At 68.0% G+C, this 19,195-nt stretch carries 20 protein-coding genes; 11 read left to right on the top strand and 9 right to left on the bottom strand.

Features of this window, described 5'->3' with window-relative positions; all coding sequences use genetic code 11:
• Window positions 1–82: 82 nt before the first annotated feature.
• Window positions 83–1,798 (bottom strand): long-chain fatty acid--CoA ligase, encoded by a 1,716-nt coding sequence (locus AC3A6G_RS02840; protein ID WP_487858183.1) that lies wholly within the window; start codon window positions 1,796–1,798, stop codon window positions 83–85.
• 208 nt (window positions 1,799–2,006) lie between these two features.
• On the opposite strand from AC3A6G_RS02840, the gene AC3A6G_RS02845 reads away from it, so the two are divergent.
• Entirely contained in the window at window positions 2,007–2,786 is a 780-nt protein-coding gene (locus AC3A6G_RS02845; RefSeq protein ID WP_487872995.1) for a TetR/AcrR family transcriptional regulator, read from the top strand.
• A gap of 9 nt (window positions 2,787–2,795) precedes the next feature.
• Here the strand turns inward: AC3A6G_RS02845 and AC3A6G_RS02850 are convergent, their stop codons facing one another.
• Genes AC3A6G_RS02850 through AC3A6G_RS02865 form a run of 4 tightly spaced genes read right to left on the bottom strand, consistent with a single transcriptional unit; the run spans window position 2,796 to window position 6,395 of the window.
• The gene (locus AC3A6G_RS02850; RefSeq protein WP_487858185.1) at window positions 2,796–4,097 is read right to left on the bottom strand and encodes an MFS transporter; all 1,302 of its coding nucleotides are present in this window, start codon (window positions 4,095–4,097) and stop codon (window positions 2,796–2,798) included.
• A gap of 26 nt (window positions 4,098–4,123) precedes the next feature.
• Window positions 4,124–4,681 carry a flavin reductase family protein gene (locus AC3A6G_RS02855; protein WP_487858186.1) on the bottom strand — a complete coding sequence of 186 codons (558 nt, stop codon included), beginning with the start codon at window positions 4,679–4,681 and terminating at the stop codon, window positions 4,124–4,126.
• 15 nt (window positions 4,682–4,696) lie between these two features.
• Entirely contained in the window at window positions 4,697–5,908 is a 1,212-nt protein-coding gene (locus AC3A6G_RS02860) for an acyl-CoA dehydrogenase family protein (RefSeq protein ID WP_487872996.1), read from the bottom strand.
• A 16-nt stretch (window positions 5,909–5,924) separates the two neighbouring features.
• Window positions 5,925–6,395 (bottom strand): VOC family protein, encoded by a 471-nt coding sequence (locus AC3A6G_RS02865; protein ID WP_487858188.1) that lies wholly within the window; start codon window positions 6,393–6,395, stop codon window positions 5,925–5,927.
• Between the two features lie 259 nt (window positions 6,396–6,654).
• Here AC3A6G_RS02865 and AC3A6G_RS02870 point away from each other — a divergent pair, with 259 nt between their 5' ends.
• On the top strand, window positions 6,655–7,095 hold the full coding sequence (locus tag AC3A6G_RS02870) for an OsmC family protein (protein ID WP_487858189.1): 441 nt from the start codon (window positions 6,655–6,657) through the stop codon (window positions 7,093–7,095).
• On the opposite strand, the gene AC3A6G_RS02875 is transcribed toward AC3A6G_RS02870, so the two are convergent.
• Window positions 7,067–7,990 (bottom strand): DUF72 domain-containing protein, encoded by a 924-nt coding sequence (locus AC3A6G_RS02875; RefSeq protein ID WP_487858190.1) that lies wholly within the window; start codon window positions 7,988–7,990, stop codon window positions 7,067–7,069. The two genes, AC3A6G_RS02870 and AC3A6G_RS02875, sit on opposite strands and share 29 nt — an antisense overlap.
• 123 nt (window positions 7,991–8,113) lie before the next feature.
• On the opposite strand from AC3A6G_RS02875, the gene AC3A6G_RS02880 reads away from it, so the two are divergent.
• From AC3A6G_RS02880 to AC3A6G_RS02895, 4 genes are read left to right on the top strand one after another with little or no spacing between them, the layout of a single operon-like run.
• On the top strand, window positions 8,114–8,704 hold the full coding sequence (locus tag AC3A6G_RS02880; protein WP_487872997.1) for a DUF1439 domain-containing protein: 591 nt from the start codon (window positions 8,114–8,116) through the stop codon (window positions 8,702–8,704).
• Complete coding sequence (locus AC3A6G_RS02885) at window positions 8,701–9,723, top strand: glycerophosphodiester phosphodiesterase (RefSeq protein WP_487872998.1); 1,023 nt, start codon at window positions 8,701–8,703, stop codon at window positions 9,721–9,723. The genes AC3A6G_RS02880 and AC3A6G_RS02885 overlap by 4 nt, the downstream gene beginning before the upstream one ends.
• A 50-nt stretch (window positions 9,724–9,773) precedes the next feature.
• Window positions 9,774–10,004 carry a hypothetical protein gene (locus AC3A6G_RS02890; RefSeq protein WP_487873253.1) on the top strand — a complete coding sequence of 77 codons (231 nt, stop codon included), beginning with the start codon at window positions 9,774–9,776 and terminating at the stop codon, window positions 10,002–10,004.
• A gap of 20 nt (window positions 10,005–10,024) precedes the next feature.
• Entirely contained in the window at window positions 10,025–10,492 is a 468-nt protein-coding gene (locus AC3A6G_RS02895) for a DUF411 domain-containing protein (protein ID WP_487872999.1), read from the top strand.
• A gap of 14 nt (window positions 10,493–10,506) precedes the next feature.
• Here the strand turns inward: AC3A6G_RS02895 and AC3A6G_RS02900 are convergent, their stop codons facing one another.
• Window positions 10,507–11,802: an NAD(P)/FAD-dependent oxidoreductase gene (locus AC3A6G_RS02900; protein ID WP_487873000.1), complete on the bottom strand. Its 1,296-nt coding sequence runs from the start codon at window positions 11,800–11,802 to the stop codon at window positions 10,507–10,509.
• A 41-nt stretch (window positions 11,803–11,843) separates the two neighbouring features.
• On the opposite strand from AC3A6G_RS02900, the gene AC3A6G_RS02905 reads away from it, so the two are divergent.
• From AC3A6G_RS02905 to AC3A6G_RS02920, 4 genes are read left to right on the top strand one after another with little or no spacing between them, the layout of a single operon-like run.
• The gene (locus AC3A6G_RS02905; RefSeq protein WP_487858195.1) at window positions 11,844–12,899 is read left to right on the top strand and encodes a P1 family peptidase; all 1,056 of its coding nucleotides are present in this window, start codon (window positions 11,844–11,846) and stop codon (window positions 12,897–12,899) included.
• 7 nt (window positions 12,900–12,906) lie between these two features.
• Entirely contained in the window at window positions 12,907–14,301 is a 1,395-nt protein-coding gene (locus AC3A6G_RS02910) for a TAXI family TRAP transporter solute-binding subunit (RefSeq protein ID WP_487873001.1), read from the top strand.
• 34 nt (window positions 14,302–14,335) lie between these two features.
• A complete protein-coding gene (locus tag AC3A6G_RS02915; RefSeq protein WP_487873002.1) occupies window positions 14,336–14,839 on the top strand; it encodes a MerR family transcriptional regulator in 504 nt (167 codons plus the stop codon).
• Window positions 14,745–15,176, top strand: coding sequence for a carboxymuconolactone decarboxylase family protein (locus AC3A6G_RS02920; RefSeq protein ID WP_487858198.1), 432 nt, complete (start codon window positions 14,745–14,747; stop codon window positions 15,174–15,176). Before AC3A6G_RS02915 ends, AC3A6G_RS02920 begins: the two co-directional genes overlap by 95 nt.
• Before the next feature lie 744 nt (window positions 15,177–15,920).
• Here AC3A6G_RS02920 and AC3A6G_RS02925 read toward each other — a convergent pair.
• Window positions 15,921–16,808, bottom strand: coding sequence for an alpha/beta fold hydrolase (locus AC3A6G_RS02925; RefSeq protein ID WP_487873003.1), 888 nt, complete (start codon window positions 16,806–16,808; stop codon window positions 15,921–15,923).
• A gap of 90 nt (window positions 16,809–16,898) precedes the next feature.
• Between AC3A6G_RS02925 and AC3A6G_RS02930 the strand changes: the two genes are divergently transcribed.
• Window positions 16,899–17,321, top strand: coding sequence for a MerR family transcriptional regulator (locus tag AC3A6G_RS02930; RefSeq protein WP_487858200.1), 423 nt, complete (start codon window positions 16,899–16,901; stop codon window positions 17,319–17,321).
• Here AC3A6G_RS02930 and ettA read toward each other — a convergent pair.
• Window positions 17,314–18,975 carry an energy-dependent translational throttle protein EttA gene (ettA, locus tag AC3A6G_RS02935; RefSeq protein ID WP_487858201.1) on the bottom strand — a complete coding sequence of 554 codons (1,662 nt, stop codon included), beginning with the start codon at window positions 18,973–18,975 and terminating at the stop codon, window positions 17,314–17,316. The genes AC3A6G_RS02930 and ettA overlap by 8 nt on opposite strands.
• Window positions 18,976–19,195: the final 220 nt, after the last annotated feature.

A 19,195-nucleotide genomic window follows, 5' to 3' on the forward strand; every position in this document is an offset into this window, starting at 1 on the left:
AGGCGATGAAGAGAAGACCGTGGCGGCGAAAGCCACGGATTCTCCGCGCGAAGCGCCCGGGGCCGCGCCTGCGAACCGCCTGTTACGCGGCGGCGGCGGGTGTGGCCGAGGCGTTCTCGTCCTCTTGGAGCAGCCGCCACATCACCTTGCCGCTGCCGCTCTTGGGCAGCGCGTCGACGAACTGCACCTTGCGCGGGATCTTGTAGACCGCCATGTTCTCGCGGCACCAGTCGATGATCTCCTGCTCGGTGGTGTCCTTGTGCGTGGGGCGCAGCACCACCACCGCTTTCACCGACTCGCCGCGGTAGCTGTCCTTGGTGGAGATCACGCAGGCTTCCTGGATCGCCGGATGACGGAACATCAGCAGTTCCACCTCGGCCGGCCAGACCTTGAAGCCGCTCGCATTGATCATGCGCTTGAGCCGGTCGGTGATGAAGAAGTAGCCGTCCTCGTCCATGCGGCCCATGTCGCCCGAGCGGAAGAAGCGCTTGCCCTCGAACTCCACGAACGTCGCCCGCGTTGCGTCGGGGCGCTTCCAGTATCCCTGGAACACCTGCGGCCCACGGATGATGATCTCGCCCGATTCGCCGACCGGAAGTTCCGCCAGCGTGTCGGGGTCGACCACGCGCGCATCGGTGCTCATGAACGGAATGCCCAGGCACTGCTGCTTGGGATGGTCCGACGGATTGGTATGCGAGGGCGCGGCGGTTTCGGTGAGGCCGTAGCCTTCCTGGTACTTGAGCCCGTACTGCTCGAACAGGCGCTGCGCCACGGCCTGCGGCATCGCGGCACCGCCGCCGCCGATGTAGTTCATGCTCGAGAGGTCGTAGCCTGCGAAATTGGGACTGGCCATGAGGTCGATCACCATGGTCGGGATGTTGGTCCAGCTCGTGACCTTCCAGCGCGAGATCAGGCGCCCGGCCACCTCGCGATCCCAGCGCGGCATGACGACCAGCGTGGCTCCAGCGAGGATCGCGGTGTGCATCATGCTCACCACGCCCGTGATGTGGAACATCGGCACCACCGCTAGCACCACCGCCTCGGAGGTCGCCTGGCCCCAGAGCTGGCCCGCCACCGCGTTGTGCATCAGGTTCGAGTGGTGGTGCACGCAGCCCTTGGGCAGCCCCGTGGTGCCGCTGGTGTAGGGCAGCAGCGCCATGTCGTCGGCGCCCACCACGTGCGCGGGCGCGGCATGGCCGGCCGCGAGCGCATCGGTCCAGGCCGTGACCTGGCCGCCGTCGAGTTCGGGCAGCGCATGGCGCGTGCAGAGCCAGTCCTTCCAGGCCGGCGCGGGCGCGTCGTCGCCGCCCGCGTCGGCGTCGAAGGCATCGGTGAACTGCGTCACCACAAGGTGAGCCAGCCGCTCCTCAGGCGGCAGCGCATTGCTCGCCTTCGCCAATTCGCCCGCGAGATCGCCGGTGGTGATGGCCACCTTGGCGTCGGGATCGACGATGTAATGCTTGAGTTCCTCGGCGCGGTTCATCGGATTGACCGGCACCACCACCGCGTTGGCGCGCAGGATCGCGAAGTGCGCCACCACGAGCTGTGGGCAGTTCTGCATGTCGAGCACCACGCGGTCGCCGCGGTTCACGCCCAGCGCATGCAGCGCACCGGCCAGGCGCTCGACCTGGTCGGCCAGCTCGCGGTACGACGTCACCCGGCCGAAGAACACCAGCGCCGCCTTGTCCGGGTAGCGCGCCGCCGAAGTCGCCAGGTTGTGCCACAGCGAGGTGGCGGGCACGGTGATCGAATGCGGCAGGCGCTTGGGCCAGAACGCGTGGTGCGGGCGTGTTTGCATGGTCGGTCGGGCGGGGAAAAGAAGACAAGGAAAAAAGGCAGGCCGCAGCCTAAGCCGAGCCGCGCGCCGCTCCCATCGGGGAAGCCCCCGGGGGCGTCACCTTGGCGACGCCGTCGCGTTTCCGGCATGGCGCAAGTGCGCCGCTACACTGCGAAAAAGGACTTAGAACCGGACCGGCCGCAGCGGCACGCGCCCTACAGAGACTGGAATGAAAGCAAACGAAGCAGGACCGACCTCCCCCGCCAAAAAAAGCCCGCGCAAGATCCCCGCGGATGGCAAGAAGGGGACCGGCACGCCTCGCCTTTCGAAAGAGGCGCGCGAGCAGCAGATCGTGCAGAAGGCGATCCAGGTTTTCGCGGAACGCGGCTTCAGCGCGAGCACGCACGAGATCGCGCGCGCGCTCGGCATCACCCAGCCGCTGCTCTACAACTACTTTCCGACCAAGGAAGCGCTGGTCGAGCGCGTCTACGACGAAGTGTTCGTGCGCAGATGGGATCCGGTCTGGGAAGACTGGCTGTCCGACAGCACGCAACCGCTGGCCGCCAGGCTCAAGCGCTACCTGAAGGACTATGCGCGCTTCGTGTTGAAGAGCGACTGGGTCCGCATTTTCATTTCGGCGGGCCTCTCGCGCGAAGGCATCAACCAGCGCTATGTCTCTCGCCTGCGGGAGCGACACTTCCTGGTGATCGCGCGCGAGATGCGCAAGGAATACGGCATCCCGGAGCCCACCAGCGAGGAAGAGCTGGAGGACGAGATCGACCTGATCTGGTCCATGCATTCGGGGGTGTTCTACATCGGCGTGCGCAAGTGGATCTATGCGCTTCCGGTGCCCAAGAGCATCGATCGGGTGATCGACATGCGCGTCGACAGCTTCCTGCTGGGCGCACCGCAGGTGCTGAAGCGCTCACGCGAGATCGGGAGAGATCACCCCTCTTCCACGACCGGTCGCGCCGCAGCGCTTGCCGGCTCCGACACCGGCAAGCGCTGATCCTGGCGCTCAGGCCGGCTTGATCCGAACCGCCCGCTTGGGCCTGGACAGAAAAGCCAGGAATGCAAAGCCGATCGTGATGGCGCCCTGGAAGGCCCAGGCGGTGTCGAACCCCCAGCCGTCCGCGATCATGGTGAACAACGGCGGGACGGTGGCGCCACCGACGGCAACGATGCTCAGCATCAGCCCGATCGCCGTCGGTACATCGGAGATCAGGAAGCCGCTGTCGCGCTCACCCGGAATGGACACCCACGGCACGAATGCGGCGATAAGTGAAGCCCCGATGACAGCGGCAGCGATCTGGAGGCCCAGCAGGTCCAGGTGAGGGATCAGGAAAAACATGAGCGCTTCGACCGCGCAGGCGCCCACGAAGGTGGGAAGCAGCCCGAATGCGCGGTCGGACAGCCACCCCCCGATGAACCCACCCGCGATGCCGCTGAACATCAGGATGGCACCGATGCCTTCGGCCACGGAGGCGTCGACGTTCAGCGTCGTCTGCGCGTAGTGCGGCAACAGCTGCGCAGCGCTGAAGTAGCTGCCGTACGCGCCCAGCAGTGCCAACCCCATGACCCAGAGCGTCGGATTGCCGAAGACGCGGCGCAGCGAGTTCTTGCCCAGGTGATGGCCCTCGAGCACATCGCCGCTCCCGCTCGGTGGCGTGGGAAAGAGTGCCAGCACGAAGACCAGCGTCGCCAGGCCGATGCCTGCCCCGATCGCCAACCCCTCCCGCCAACCGAGCGATGCAACGACCGGGCCCCAGCCGAACAGGCCGATGGCGGCGCCCAGGGTGAAGGCCCCGCCCTGGATCACACCGTTGGCCGTGGCGAGCTCCTTGCCGCGAAACCAGGCGGCGGTAAGACCGATGGCGCTGCCGATGAAGACCGAGCCGCCGACGCCGCAAAGCAGCCTCCCCGCCAGAAGGATCTCGTAGGACGGCGCCCAGGCCGAGACGGCCGCGCCGATCGTCTCGACCACGATCCCGAAGAGCATCGCGTTGCGCATCCCATAGCGCTCCGCCAGCCAGCCGCCGGGAATGTGCGCAATGCCGTATCCCGCGATGAAGGTGCCCACGATGACGCCCACCTGCGCAAACGACAGCTGCATCTCTTTCGCGATCTCGCCGAACGCCGGAACGATGCAGAACCAGTTCAGCGTGAACTGCAGGAACGCAATGAAGATGATTGCCAGTGCGGCCCAACGATTTTTCATGATGCTCTCTCGCCGTTGTTGAAGATTCAGGCATGGCTCGGCCCTGCAGGCGCCACGAGTGCGCCTGCAAAGGGCTGAAGCGTTATTGCGGCATTCCGGCATCGAAGCGCCGGGCCGCGCGGTTCAGGTCAGGCGCCTGCGACCGCGGACGGCGATGTGTAGAGCCTGTTCCAGAAGAGGAGCGGCCTTCTCTCGCTGGTCAACAGGTTCTTCACCGCCGCTATGAAGAGCCGGTGCGACCCGGCATCGGTGGTCGACACCACCGAGCACTCGGCGGAGATGGCGCCACCGGCCATCAGCGGCTCACGCCCCGCGCCCTGGCTGATCCATTCGACGCAAGAGAAATCGTAGGGTTCGCCCGATCGCGGCCGTCCCGCGAACATGTCGGCAATGTGCGCCTGGTCGTCGGCGAGGATGTGCACGGCAAATGATCCGGTCGCCGTCATGGCGCTGCACATGCGGCTGTTCCGGTTGATGCACACCGACACCAAAGGCGGATCGGCGGAAACGGACAGGAACGAGCTGACCGTCAGTGCCATGCGCTGGCCGTCGGCCATCGTCGTGACCACGCAGACCGGCGACGCTGCCTGGCGCATGGCCGACAGGAACGATTCCTTGGAGACCGGCTCTGCATCCCGCGCGCAAGGCACCTCGCACGCGGTCCGGGACGGGAATGTCTGAAGCATTTGATCTTCCTTCCGTTAGTCGTCGAGCGCCTCGACACCGCACGGGAGACCGAGCAGGACGCGGCCGTACGTCGACGCGTTGACATCCCAGTTCTGCGTGATGTGGCGATTGGCCACCGTCATGTCCACTGCGCAGCGCGATATCGGGTTGCGCTCGTAGATCACGCCGCCGCCGCCGGCTTCGAGCACGAGGTTCACCGCCGATGCTGCGAGCTTTCCGGCGTAGGTGGCAATGGCCCGGTACCGCGTCCTGTCCTCGACGCTCGCGCTGCCGCCGCCCTTGTAGAGCACTTCGATTTCCGCCAGCACCGAGTAGATGAGCTGGCGCGCGGCCAGCACCTCGGTCCTGGCTTGCGCCACCTTGACCTGCTGTGTCGTGAAGCTCGCGACATTGCTGCCCGACATGGTGGAAGCGCGCTTGCGTGCGTTCTCGAGGTAGTACTCGACCGCTGCTTCCGCGATGCCGAGCGGGGCGCATCCGATGAAGCAGCCGAACATCGCGTACGGCGGCGCCTTGTACAGCCAGCTCGTGTTGAGCTTCGAACCGGGGCTGCGGCCGTCTCCCTTGAGGTCGTCCATGCCGACCGCCCTGTGCTCGGGCACGAAGACATCGGAGAAGGTGACGTCATGGCTCGACGAACCACGCAGCCCGATCGTGTACCAGGTGTCCAGGACCGTGATCTCGTTGCGCGGCACGACGAAATGCAGTTCCTTCGGCTTGCCCGAATCGTCCACCATGCAGTCGCCGGTGAAGATCACCCAGTCGGCGATCTCGGCCCCGCTCACGAAGGGCCAGCGCCCCGTCAGCCGGTAGCCGCCGTCGACCTTCACCGCCTTGCCGATGCCGGGAATCAGGATGCCGCTCAGGAGCGCGTCGGGCGCCGAGCCCCAGACCTCTTCCTGGGCCTGCTCTGGCCAATTCGCGAGCATCAGGTTGTGCTGCAGGTTCTGCGCCAGGATCCACGCCGTCGAACCGCAACCGTGGCCAACCTCCCGCAAGATGTCGGCGCCTTCGACCAAGCCACCTTCGGCCCCGCCATAGCGCCTGGGCTGCCACAGGCGGGCCACCCCCGAAGACTTGAGCCGCAGCCGCGTCTCTTCGGGCGGTCGGCGCATCGCGTCGGTCATCGGCGCCATCTCGCGCAGGAACGGGATCATCTCCCGCGCCCTCGCCACCAGTTCGGCGCCTTCGAGATGGCTGCTCGCGTTCTTTACCGGGTAGTCCATTGCACTTTCTCCTTGCTCAAGATGGCTGGGTGGTTGCGGGGTCAGGAAAGGATCGGGTCGACTCGAGGGTTTCGACGGGGAAGTTCAGTTCGATCGTGATGCCCGACGGATCTTCGAGAAACATCTGGTGCAGGCCCAGGCCCGGCACCGCTCGTTCGCGGTAGCTGATGTCGCCAGCCTCCAGCCTTTCCCGGAATTCCTCAAGGCCGTCGGCGAGAAAGGCAAGGTGGTCGATCACGCCCGTGCCAAGTTCGTCATCTTTCCTCGCGCCCAGGTAGGCGGCAAGGCCACTCCCGTCGCCGGCGGTGCCGATCAGATGCACGACGCCATGGTCCTGTTCATCTTCATCCTGGTAGAGCCAGGCACCGGGAAAGTCGAGGCGGGGTCGATAACCCTCGCGCAGGCCAAGGATCTCGACATAGAACTTCTTCGAGGCTTCGAGCTTCGATGTTCTGACCGAGTAGTGACCCAGTTTTCTAACGGGCATAGGGCTCCAATACAAATGATCAATCAATAAATTGTCATCTACGAGAATGGTTCAGCGCATGCGGAGCCGTAAGCCATTGTCTTAAATGATCGTTTGATAAATAGTACATCGCGCCCGCGGGCGTCTGCAAGCCTGGGAGAAACCCTCGGGCGCATGAGTCCGGTCGATCGGCCGAGATCGGGCCAGATGCGCGACTACAGACAGCCGGGGCTGTTCGAGCGATACAGGAGCCTTCTCAACTTCGAATCAGAGGAACCCCATGGCAGCAGAAAAGCACGCGAGCGTCCGCTGGGAAGGCGCCGGCAAGACCGGCAAGGGCCAGATCAGCACCGAGACCGGTGCACTCAAGGACTATCCCTACGGCTTCGCGAGCCGCTTCGAGGACGACCGGCGCGGCACCAACCCCGAGGAAATCGTCGGCGCGGCGCACGCGGCGTGCTTCACGATGGCCTTTGCCTTCGCGCTCGAGAAAGAGGGGCTCACGGCCACCCGCATCGACACGCGCGCCGCCGTGCGACTGGCCAAGGACGGCGAAGGCTTCAAGATCGATCGCATCGCGCTCGAGCTCGACGCGGCCGTGCCCCAGCTCGACGAGGCGAAGTTCCAGCAGATCGCCGCCGCAGCAAAGACCGGCTGCCCGCTGTCGAAGGCGCTCGCGAGCGTGCCCGAGATCACGTTGAAGGCGACGCTTTCGGCCTGATTGCCGCGTCGCCGAGGCCGGTCGCGACGCCGAGGCGTGCCGCGAGGTGCGCGGCGTCGTAGGGTGCATGCACCTTCACGTCGTTGTCGAAGTAGCAGTACACGTCGCGCGGCTTCCGTCCCGCGCCGCGGCGCGGGCCCGCGAGCCGTGCGTCCTTCACCTGGCGACCTTGGCGCCAGGCATCGATGCGCGCAGCCCAGCGGTCGAGTGCCGCGTCGTCGTAGCCGCTGGCGTAGAGCTCCTTGTCGCCATGCAGCCGCATGTAGACGAAATCGGTGCACAGGTCTTCGAGCAGGGGCCAGCGCCCCGCCGTGTCGGCCACCACCAGCGCCACGCCGTGCCGGCGCAGCATCGCGATGAACTCGGGGTTCTCGAAACTCGCATGCCGCACCTCGACCGCATGCCGCAGGCGCAGCCGCGCAGGCACCTCGAGGAAGGCGCGACCCTCGACCTTGTCGTCGTGCTGCCGCGCCAATGCGAGCGCCGAGCGGCCGTTGCGCGGCAGCAGCGAGAAGAAGTCGTCGAGCCGCTCTGCGTCGAACGAGAACGTTGGCGGCAGCTGCCACAGCATCGGCCCCAGCTTGGCCCCGAGCGCGAACACGCCCGACGCCAGGAAGTTGGCGAGCGGCGTGCGCACATCCTTAAGGCGCAGGATGTGCGTGAGGTAGCGCGGCCCCTTCACCGCGAACACGAAGCCGTCGGGGGTTGCGTCATGCCATGCCCGGTAAGACGCGGGGCGCTGCAGCGAATAGAACGAGCCGTTGATCTCGATCGTGGGCAGCATGCGCGAGGCGAACTCGAGCTCCTGCCGCTGGGCCAGGCCCTCGGGGTAGAAACGGCCGCGCCACGGCGCATAGCGCCAGCCCGAAATCCCGATCCGCGTCTCGCCTTGCATGGTTCGCCGTTGTCGTTCGGCTGGCGGCGGGTGCACGTAGGAAGATGCCCTGTCGCCAGGCCGGCCGCCCGGCGGCCGCGACAATCGCAGGAACCGCACAGCCTGTGGCAAGCTCCGGAACGTATGCAGACCCCTCCTTCTTCTCTTCGGCATTCCCCATCCCGGCGCCGGCTGCTGCGCGTCCTGGGTGCCGCCGCGGCCCTGCCGCTGCCGCTCTCGGCGCTGGCCGGCTTCAATTTCTTCACGAGCGAATACACCGCGACCCGCGACGAGCTTCAGGCGCAGATCGCGAAGCGCTTTCCGGTGGCCGAACGCTATGCCGAGATCTTCATGGTCGGCCTGCGCGATCCGCAGCTGGGCCTGGATGCACGCAGCAACCGCGCCGCCATCACGGCGATGTTGACGATCGCGAGCCCGCTGCTGGCGGCCTCGCCGGTGCAGGGCCTGGTGTCGGTCAGCAGCGCCTTGCGCTACGACGCGGCGGCGCGCGCCCTGCGACTCGACCAGCCCAAGGCCGAACGTCTGGAATTGCAGGGCGTGCAAGGCCGCGATGCGGAACGGCTGCAGAAGATCGGAGCGCTGGTGGCGCAGGAGCTGCTCCACGGACAGGTGCTGCGCAGCTTCACGGCCGAAGAGCTCACGGTCGGGCGCAAGACCTACGAGGTCGGCGACATCACGGTCCAGGACGACGGCATCAAGGTACAGCTCAAATGACATCCCTTTTCTTCCAGCCGCGTGCCATCGTCGCGGCCTGCCTGGCCGGCGCGATGCTGGCCGCGGGCTGCGCGGCGATCATGCCCCACGCCAAGCAGCACTTCGACCTGCAGGCCCACCGCGGCGGCCGCGGCCTGGCACCCGAGAACACGCTGGCCGCGTTCTCGAACGCACTCGACCTCGGCGTGACCACGCTCGAACTCGACATCGGCCTCACCGCCGACGGCGTGGTCGTGGTTTCGCACGACACCCGCCTCAACCCCGACCACACGCGCGACGCGAACGGCGCCTGGCTCGCGCCGAAGAGCGGGCCCGCGGTCCGCGCGCTCACGGCCGCGCAACTGCAGGCCTACGACGTGGGCCGCCTCAACCCGGCGAGCAACTACGGCAAGCAGTTCGCGCTGCAGCTGCCGCGCGACGGCGAGCGCATTCCGACGCTGGCCGCGGTGTTCGACCTGGTGCGTGCGCGCGGCGCGCATGCCGCCACGGTGCGCTTCAACATCGAGACCAAGATCGATCCGACACGGCCCGACGAGACCGCCGCCCCGGAACCGATGGTGCGCGCGTTGCTTGCGGAGATCGACAAGGCGCAGATGGGCGGCCGCGTGACGGTCCAGAGCTTCGACTGGCGCACGCTCGCGCTGGTTGGACAGCTTGCGCCCCAATTGCCGCGCGCCTATCTGAGCTCCGCGCGCACGCTCAAGGACCGCCGCTGGACGGCCGGGCTCGATGCCGCGGCGTTCGCCTCGACGCCGCAGCTCGTGAAGGCCGCGGCGGGCGCCTCGCCGGGGCCCGTGAGCTGGTCGCCGGCGCACGCCGACCTCACGGCCGCGGCGGTCCGCGAAGCGCAGGGCCTCGGCATGAAGGTGCTGCCCTGGACCGTGAACCAGCGGGCCGACATGCTGCGGCTCATGGACTGGGGCGTGGACGGCATCATCACCGACTACCCCAACGTGCTGCGCGACCTGATGCGCGAGCGCGGCCTGTCGCTGCCGCCGCCCGGAAAGGCCGCTTCGTGAACGCCGAGGCAGTACGGCAGCTCGGCGCGATCGCCGCGCAGGTCGAGGCGCTGCGCAAGGGCAGCGGCGGCTCGGTCGCCGCGTTCTCGGGCGAAGCCCGCGCCAGCACCGAGCTGCTCGCGGGCCTGCCGCCGCGCTATGGCGACGTGCTGCTGAACCTGCTCGACAGGCTCGAATCGAGCGCGCTGTTCAGCGAGGAAAGCTGCTCCTTCAGCCAGAAGGACCTGCTCGACAACCTGCAGGTGTGGGTCGACAAGGCCCGCGCGCAACTCATCGACTGATGTTTCCGAAAGAACCTGCCATGCAACGACGCACCCTCTTGCTGCGCGCCGCCCCTGTGCTCGCGCTGGGCGCCACCGCCACCTGGCCGCTTTCCGCCGCGGCCGCCGCGCCAATGATCGAGATATGGAAAGACCCGAACTGCGGCTGCTGCCAGGACTGGGTTGCGCACCTCGAGGCGAACGGCTTCGCGACCCGCGTGCACGACGACGGCAATGGCGCCGCGCGCGCACGGCTCGGCATTCCGACGGCGCTCGGTTCGTGCCACACCGGCCGGGTCGGCGGCTACGCGCTCGAAGGCCATGTGCCGGCCCGCGAGGTGCGCCGGCTGCTGCAGGAGAAACCGAAGGCGATCGGCCTTGCGGTGCCCGGCATGCCGATCGGTTCGCCAGGAATGGACGGCCCGGCCTATGGCGGCCGGCGCGATGCCTACGAGGTGCTGCTGGTGCAGGCCGACGGACGCAGCCGGGTCTACCAGACTTACCGCTGATCCAGCGGCACCGGTCAGCCGAAGCGCGCCGGGCTGAAGGCGTCGAGCGCTATCTCTGGCGCAACACCCGCCAGCAGTTGCGCCGCCAGCCGGCCGGTGCGCGCCGAGCCGCACAGGCCGACGTGGCCATGCCCGAAGGCGAGCACCACATCGCGGCTGGCCGCCGCAGGCCCGATGCACGGCAGGCCATCGGGCAGGCTGGGCCGATGGCCGAGCCAGTGCGTCACCGCGACATCACCAGCCTGCGCCGCCGCCGCGGGAAACATCGACAGCAGGTGGCGACGCAGGATCTCGGCCCGGCGCCAGTCGGGCGCGGCCTCGAGCCCGCCGATCTCGACCTGGCCGGCAGCGCGCAGGCCGCCGTCCATCCAGTGCGCAATGAGCTTGCCGTCGGCCGCCATCGTGGGCGTGCGCGGGCCGGCAGTGGCGCCTTCGATGACCACGTGGTAGCCGCGCTCCGATTCGAGCGGCACCGCCGAGCCCGCGGCCGCCGCAAGCGGCCCCGAGCGCGCGCCGGCGCAGATGGCCGCAGCGTCGCATTCGATCTCGCCGGCCTCGGTCTGCACCGCGCGCAGGCGCCCGCCCTCGATGCGGAAACCCGTGGCACGCGTGGCGGCGCGCTCGGCACCTGCGGCTTGCGCATGGCGCGCGAGCGCGGCCACGTAGGCACCCGGATCGCGGCAGTGTCCCCCCTCGGGCACGAAGATGCCGAGCGTGTAGCGCTCGGCGAGGTCGGGCTCGCGCTGCCGCAGTTCCGCCGCTGGCCATTCCTCCCATTGCACGCCCGTACGCGCACGCACGCGCCAGGCGAGCGCATCGCTTTCGAACTCCTCGCGCGAGCGGTAGGCATGCAGCAGGCCGCGCTGCTCGATGAGCTGCGGCACGCCGGCCTCGGCGGCCAGTTGTGCATGCAGGGCCGGAGCGTCGGCCAGCAGCGTGCGCAATGCGTCGGCGGTGCGCTGCACGCGCGGCTCGGTCCAGCCCGAGGCGAGATAGCGCAGCAGCCATGGCAAGGCGCGCGGCAGGTGGCGCCAGCGCACGGCCAGCGGCCCGAGCGGATCGGCGAGCCAGCCCGGCACCTTGCGCCAGGCACCGGGCAGCGCGGGCGGCACCACCGAATGCGACGACAGCCAGCCCGCGTTGCCGTAGCTCGTCGCGTGGGGACCGCCGGGTTCGCCAGGCTCGATCACGGTCACGCGCAGCCCCGCGCGCAGGGCCTCGATGGCGGTGGCGCTGCCAACCGCGCCGGCGCCGATCACGACGGCATGGCGCAGGACGGCGGGCGTGGAGAAACTTCTTGCAACTGTCATGACGCTGATCGTAGAGGGTGTGCAGCCCATAATCGGCCGCCATGCCCGTTCCGTCCCCCGCACACTCCTCGCCGGCTGCGCCGTCCTCCGGCGCCATCACCGATGTCGCCGGCATCGAGGTCGGCCACTTCTCGGACACCCGCCGCCCCACCGGCTGCACCGTGGTCCTCGCGCGCGAAGGCGCCGTGGCCGGTGTCGACGTGCGCGGGGCCGCGCCCGGCACGCGCGAGACCGACCTGCTCTCGCCCGGCAACCTGGTGCAGCAGGTGCACGGCATCGTGCTTGCAGGCGGCAGCGCCTGGGGCCTGGCCGCGGCCGACGGCGCGATGCGCTGGCTCGAGGAACGTGGGGTCGGGCTGGACGTGCGTTTCGGCACGCTGCCCATCGTGCCCGCCGCGGTGCTGTTCGACCTGCCGCTCGGCGATGCGCGCATCCGCCCCGATGCCGAGGCGGGCTACGCCGCGTGCGAGGCGGCAAGCCGCACGGCGCCGGCCGAAGGCAACGTGGGCGCCGGCAGCGGTGCCCTGGTCGGCAAGCTGTTCGGTTTGCAGAGCGCCATGAAGGGCGGCATCGGCACGGCCTCGGTCACGGTGGGCGGTGTGACGGTGGGCGCGCTGATCGCGGTGAACGCGCTCGGCGACGTGATCGACCCCGACACCGCGCAGCCGGTGGCCGGCGCGCGCACCGAAGACGGCCATGCACTGCGCGACACCCGCCGCGCCCTGCTGCGCGGCGAGCTGCCACGGCCGCTGCTCGCCGGCACCAACACCACGATCGGCGTGGTCGCGACCGATGCGGTGCTCACGAAGGTGCAGGCGAACCGCCTGGCCAGCGTGGCGCACGACGGCCTGGCGCGCGCCATCAACCCGGTGCACACCATGAGCGACGGCGACACGCTGTTCGCGCTTGCCACCGGCCGCGTGCCCATCGACGGACCCGATGCCGGTACCCGGCCCGGCATGACGGTGCTCGGCACCATGGCCGCCGAAGTCGTGGCGCGCGCCACCCTGCGCGCCGTGCTGGCTGCGCGCGCGGTCACGGTCGGCGCGCTGCACTTCCCTTCCGCAGCCGACCTTGCGGCCGCAACGAAAGACTGATCCCGCCATGGCCATGCCCAAGACATTGAAGCTGATCCTGCTGTCGATCCGCGACCTGGTCGCCTCCGCCGGTCCCGTCGTCTTCCTCGTGATCGGCGTGCTGATCGCCGCCTACTGGTGGCTCGATCCGCAGCCGCCGCGGCATGTGACGCTGGCCACCGGGCCGAGCGGCAGCGCCTATTCGCAGTTCGGCAAGCGCTATGCCGAGGCGCTCAAGGCGAGCGGCATCGAGGTCGAGCTCAAGGCGACCTCGGGCTCATCGGAGAACCTCGACCTGCTGCGCAACGGTGGTGCCGACGTGGCTTTCGTGCGCGGCGGGAGCGCCGATCCGGTGGCCGACGAGGAAGCCGGGCTCACCTCGCTCGGCAGCCTGTTCTTCGAACCGATCTGGCTCTTCTACCGCGCCGACTCCGCGCAGAAGGTCGACCGCAAGACCGGCACGCTGACCTCGCTCGCGCAGCTGCGCGGCCTGCGCGTGAACGTCGACATGGCGGGCAGCGGCCTGCCCGAGATCATGGAGCGACTCTTCAGGGCCAACCACGTCGAGGCCGACGCGCTGCAGCTGTCGAACCTCGAACAGGCCGCCGCCACCGAGGCGCTCCAGGCCGGGCTGCTCGACGTCATCGTGCTCGCCTCGGCGCCCGAATCGCCGCAGGTGCAGCGGCTGCTGCGCGCGAGCGACATCAAGCTGATGGACTTCGGCCAGGCCGACGCCTACTCGCGGCGCTTTCCGTTTCTCTCGGCGGTCACGCTGCCGCGCGGCGTGGTCGATCTCGCGCGCGAACTGCCGCCCTCGGACGTGACACTGCTGGCCGCCACCACCTCGCTGCTATCGCGCGAGGAAACCCATTCCGCCCTGCGGCAGCTGTTCGCCGAAGCCGCGCAGGGCGTGCACAGCGACGCCGGCTGGTTCAACCGCGCGCGCGATTTTCCGAACACGCGCACCAGCGAACTGCCGGTGAGCCCCGAGGGCGACCGCGCCATCAATGGCACGCCGCCGTTCTGGCAGCGCTACCTGCCCTTCTGGGCCAGCAACCTGATCGAGCGCATGTGGCTCGTGCTCGGCGGCCTGCTGGTACTGATGCTGCCGCTGAGCCGGGTCGTGCCGCCGCTCTACCAGTTCCGCGTCAGGCGGCGCGTGTTCCGCTGGTATGCGCGCCTGCGCGACATCGAGACCAAGGTCGACACGCGCCAGGGCGAGCGCGAGGAATTGCTCGAAGAACTCGAGGAGCTCGACCGCGTCGTCAACAAGGTGGCCGTTCCGCTCTCGTACGCCGACGAGCTCTATGCGCTGCGCAACAACATCCACACGGTGCGCAAGCGGGTGCAGATGCGCTGGCCGCAGCCGGGCGACTTCGCGCCGCGCGCGGCAGCGGCCGCAGGGCCTGCAGAAAGCGCTTGACTTCGAGCGCGCTCGAACTTCGAGAATTCCCGCCATGGAAGCCAGCCTGACCATTGCGGAAGTCGCACAGCGCACCGGCCTCACGGCCCACACGCTGCGCTACTACGAGCGAATCGGACTGATCGCCGCGGTGCCCCGCGCACCGGGTGGCCAGCGCCGCTATGCGAGCGCCGACCTCGACTGGCTGGCTTTCCTGTTGCGCCTGCGCGAGACCGGCATGTCCATCCAGGGCATGCGGGCCTTCGCCAGGCTTCGAAGCCAGGGGGACGCCAGTGTCGGGGAACGGCGCGAGATGCTCGAACGGCATCTTGCCGAGGTCCAGGCCAAGGTGGCGGCGCTGCAGCAATCGACACAGGCGCTGTCGCTCAAGATCGCGCACTACCGCGCCATCGACAGGAAGCGTCCCTCGTCACCGGGCACCGCGCCCGAAGGAAAGACGAGCGATGACAGACATTCAATCCAGCGACGCGAACCACGACGGCCACGACAACCTGCGCTACCGGCGCGGACTGGCGAAGCTCCACGAAATCGACGGTGAGGGCGGCGTCAAGGTCGTCGAGAGCCTGGCCGGCATTGCACCCGACTTCGCTCGCCTCTTGATCGAGTTTCCGTTCGGCGACATCTATTCGCGCCCCGGCCTCGACCTGCGCTCGCGCGAGATCGCCGTGGTGGCCGCGCTCACCGCCATGGGCAATGCCGCGCCGCAGCTCCGGGTGCATATCCAGGGTGCGCTCAATGTCGGCGTCACGCGCACCGAAGTGATCGAGACCATCATGCAAATGGCGGTGTACGCGGGCTTTCCGGCCGCCTTGAACGGGCTGGCAGCCGCGCGCGAGGTGTTCGCCGCGCAGACCGAACTGGAGGAGGCTGCATGAAGCACCGTGATTTCCGCGTGCGCCTGCCGCTGCTCGGTCTGGCGCTGCTTGGGCCCGCAATGGAGGCGCCCGCCCTGCCGGCCTGGACGCTCGCGCCACGGCCTCTGCATGCCGGTCTGGCATCCCCGGTCGGCATGGCCTACGACGCGGCAGGCCATCTGCATGTCGCGAACTGGTCGGCCGGCACCGTGCTGCGCTTCGCACCAGACGGCACCCGCAAGGTGTTCGCATCGGGCCTGAGCGGACCGAGCGGGCTGGCCATCGGCCCTTCCGGCGACATCTTCGTGGCCTCCTACAACGAGGACCTGGTGTGGCGCTTCACGCCTGGCGGCAGGCAGAGCGTGTTCGTGCGCGGCCTGGCGACACCGGCGGGCCTGAGCTTCGACAGCAAGGGCCGGCTGCTGATCGCGAACCGCCGCACCCACCAGATCCTCGCGGCGCATCCCGACGGCACGATCGACGTCGTCGCCGAAGGCTTGCAGACGCCGGTCGGCGCGGTCGAGCTGCCGAGCGGCGAGTTGATGGTCAGCAACATCGCGGGCGGCATCTCGCTGGCCGGACCCGGCGCACGCGCAAGCGCACGAACCATCCATGATGGGCTGCGCAGTCCGGGGCCCGGCATCGTCGCAGACCGAGAAAGCGACGCCGCGTACGTGGTCGACTATGGCGGCACGACGGTGAGCCGCATCGACCGCGAGGGCCGCCGCACCGTGCTGGCGGACGGCCTCGCGAGCCCGGTAGGGCTCACCCGCACGCCCGACGGCCATCTGCTGGTCGCCACGTGGGGGACGAACGCGGCCTTCCGGCTGGAGCGGCCGGCAGCGACGCCAGGAAGTCATCGACCAAGGCTTCAGGGGCTTCCAGCGGGACCAGGTGTCCGGCGCCTGGAAACACGGTGACCGCAACGTCACCCGGCAGCCTCGACGCCAGTTCGGCGGCCTGTGCAGCGGGCAGCCATGGATCATCCTCGCCCCAGCCGATGCGTGTCGCGCAACGAACCTCACCCAGTCGAGCGGCCAAGGGCCTGGTGTGTTCGGGCGTCAGCTGTGCCATCTGACGATAGAACGCGGCCTGCCCTGCCTCGGTCGTCCACGGACGGCTGAGCGCATCGACCCAATCCGCAGCGCCGCGCGAGGCGGCGCTCGCCCCCGCGATGTATTCGCGCACGATGGCGGTGTGAAAGCGCGGCGGCAGTGCGGCGAAGACGTTCTGGTTCTGCGCCAGGAGCCGGAACAACGGCGAACCCCAAGGGTCCAGCGTGACGGCATCCAACAGGTACAGCGACGCGAAATCACGCTGCGCCAGGAGGTGTGCGCCGAGCGCCACGGCACCGCCGACGTCGTGCGCAATGACATGCGGTTCGGCAAGCCCCCAGTGATCCAGAAGCGCGGCAAGGCGACGCCCCTGGCGCCGAAGATCGGCCATCTGGCCGGCAGGACCGATGGAAGCGCCGTAGCCGGGCATGTCCCAAAGAAAGACGCGATAGCCGGCGGCCATGAGAAGTCGGGCGGCAGGCATCATGACGGCCGCGGAGAACGGCGTGCCGTGGCAGATCACGACATCGCCCAGGGCCCCTGCTCGCGGCGCGACGACATAGGTGGCGACGATCGCATCGTCGATCTCGACCGGCATGGACCGAGGGAGCGTGAGGTCATGGGTGTGATGCATGGCACCAATTCTGGAACTTCAGGTCGACCTGAAGTCAAGCGGTACCATCGGCCGATGAAGATCGGTCTAGCCGCAAGAGAAATCGGCGTCGCCGCCCACGTGCTTCGCCATTGGGAAGACGAGGGTGTTGTGGTCCCGGCCCGCACCGACGCAGGCCATCGCGACTACGGCGATGAACACCTGCAGCGCCTGCGCATCGTGTGCGCCTGCCAGGAAGTGGGCCTCAGCCTTGCCGAAATCCGCAGTATTCTTCACCGCGGCGAGCATGAGCGCGCGCAGGTGATCGACAGGAGGCTGCAGGCGATCCGGCGGCAGAAGCAGGAACTGGACGCCGCGCAGGCGTTCCTCTCGCACGTAAGAAGTTGCCGGCACGACCTCACCACGCGATGCGAGGACTGCTCGCGGTACGCGCAACGGCGCCCAGCGTCCCCTCCTCGGCCGCTCGCAAAGGCAAGCGGCCGCGCACGAGCTACTTGAGGGCCTTGTAGCGCATGCGCTTGGGCTTGGCGCCTTCTTCGCCCAGGCGCTTCTTCTTGTCGGCTTCGTACTCCTGGTAGTTGCCGTCGAAGAAGGTCCACTGGCTGTCGCCCTCGGCCGCGAGGATGTGGGTGGCGATGCGGTCGAGGAACCAGCGGTCGTGGCTGATGACCATGACCGTGCCGGCAAACTCGAGCAGCGCGTCTTCCAGCGCGCGCAGCGTTTCCACGTCGAGGTCGTTCGACGGTTCGTCGAGCAGCAGCACGTTGCCGCCCGCGATCAGCGTCTTGGCCAGGTGCAGCCGGCCGCGTTCACCGCCCGACAGCGTGCCGACCTTCTTCTGCTGGTCGGCGCCGTTGAAGTTGAAGCGGCCCGCGTACGCGCGGCTGGCCATCTGGAACTTGCCGACGTTGATGATGTCCAGGCCGTTCGAGATGTCTTCCCACACGGTCTTGTTGTTGGCGAGTTCGTCGCGGTGCTGGTCGACGAAGGCCATCTTCACGGTCTGGCCGATGACGACCTCGCCCGAATCCGGTTTTTCCTTGCCCGCGAGCAGCTTGAACAGCGTCGACTTGCCGGCGCCGTTCGGGCCGATGATGCCGACGATCGCGCCCGGCGGCACGGTGAAGCTCAGATTGTCGATCAGCATGCGGTCGCCGAAGGACTTGCTGACGTTGTGGAACTCGAACACCTGCTGGCCCAGGCGTTCCGCCACCGGAATGAAGATTTCCTGGGTCTCGTTGCGCTTCTGGTATTCCATGTCGCTCAGCTCCTCGAAGCGGGCGAGGCGCGATTTGCTCTTGGCCTGACGTGCCTTCGGGTTCTGGCGCGACCACTCGAGTTCCTTCTTCAGGGCCTTGGCGTGGGCTTCTTCGCTCTTCTGCTCCTGCGCCAGGCGTTCGCCCTTCTGCTCGAGCCAGGTGCTGTAGTTTCCCTTCCACGGAATGCCGCGACCGCGGTCCATTTCCAGGATCCACTCGGCCGCGTTGTCCAGGAAATAGCGATCGTGGGTGATGGCCACCACGGTGCCCGTGAAGCGCTGCAGGAACACTTCGAGCCACTCGACCGATTCGGCGTCCAGGTGGTTGGTCGGTTCGTCGAGCAGCAGCATGTCGGGCTTGGACAGCAGCAGGCGGCACAGTGCCACGCGGCGCTTTTCACCGCCCGACAGCAGGCCGATCTTGGCGTCCCACGGCGGCAGGCGCAACGCGTCGGCGGCGATTTCCAGTTGATGTTCGGAATCGGTGCCAGCGGTCGCGATGATGGCTTCGAGTTCAGCCTGCTCGGCCGCCAGCGCATCGAAGTCGGCGTCTTCGGCACCGTAGGCGATGTACACCTCTTCGAGGCGCGCCTTGGCCGCAAAGACTGCGCCCATCGACTCTTCAACCGATTCGCGCACCGTGTGCTCGTGGTTGAGCTTGGGTTCCTGTTCCAGATAGCCGATCGTCATCCCCGGCATGGGCAGTGCCTCGCCCTCGAACTCCTTGTCGACGCCCGCCATGATCTTGAGCAGCGTGGACTTGCCCGAGCCGTTCAGGCCGAGCACGCCGATCTTGGCGCCGGGGAAGAAGGAAAGGGAAATGTCTTTCAAGAGCTGCCGCTTTGGCGGCACGGTCTTGCTGACACGGTTCATCGAATAGACGTATTGAGCCATGGTGTGTGTGGTGAAAAATCGGTTGGAGCTTGGGGCAAATTATGCCGGGCGCCTGCTGGAGGCCCCGGCGGCCCCGCCGTGCAGCCCTGATTTGGCCGCAATTGAAAAAACCTGACTGCTGATGGCAGCACCTTTGCATTTTCGCAAAGGCATTCGTGAAAAACCCCCGATTCCCCTGCTTCTGCTGGCCGCCGCGCCCGAAAGGCATGGGTAGGCTCAG

The sequence above is a fragment of the Variovorax sp. Soil_C_26 genome (genome assembly GCF_057657075.1).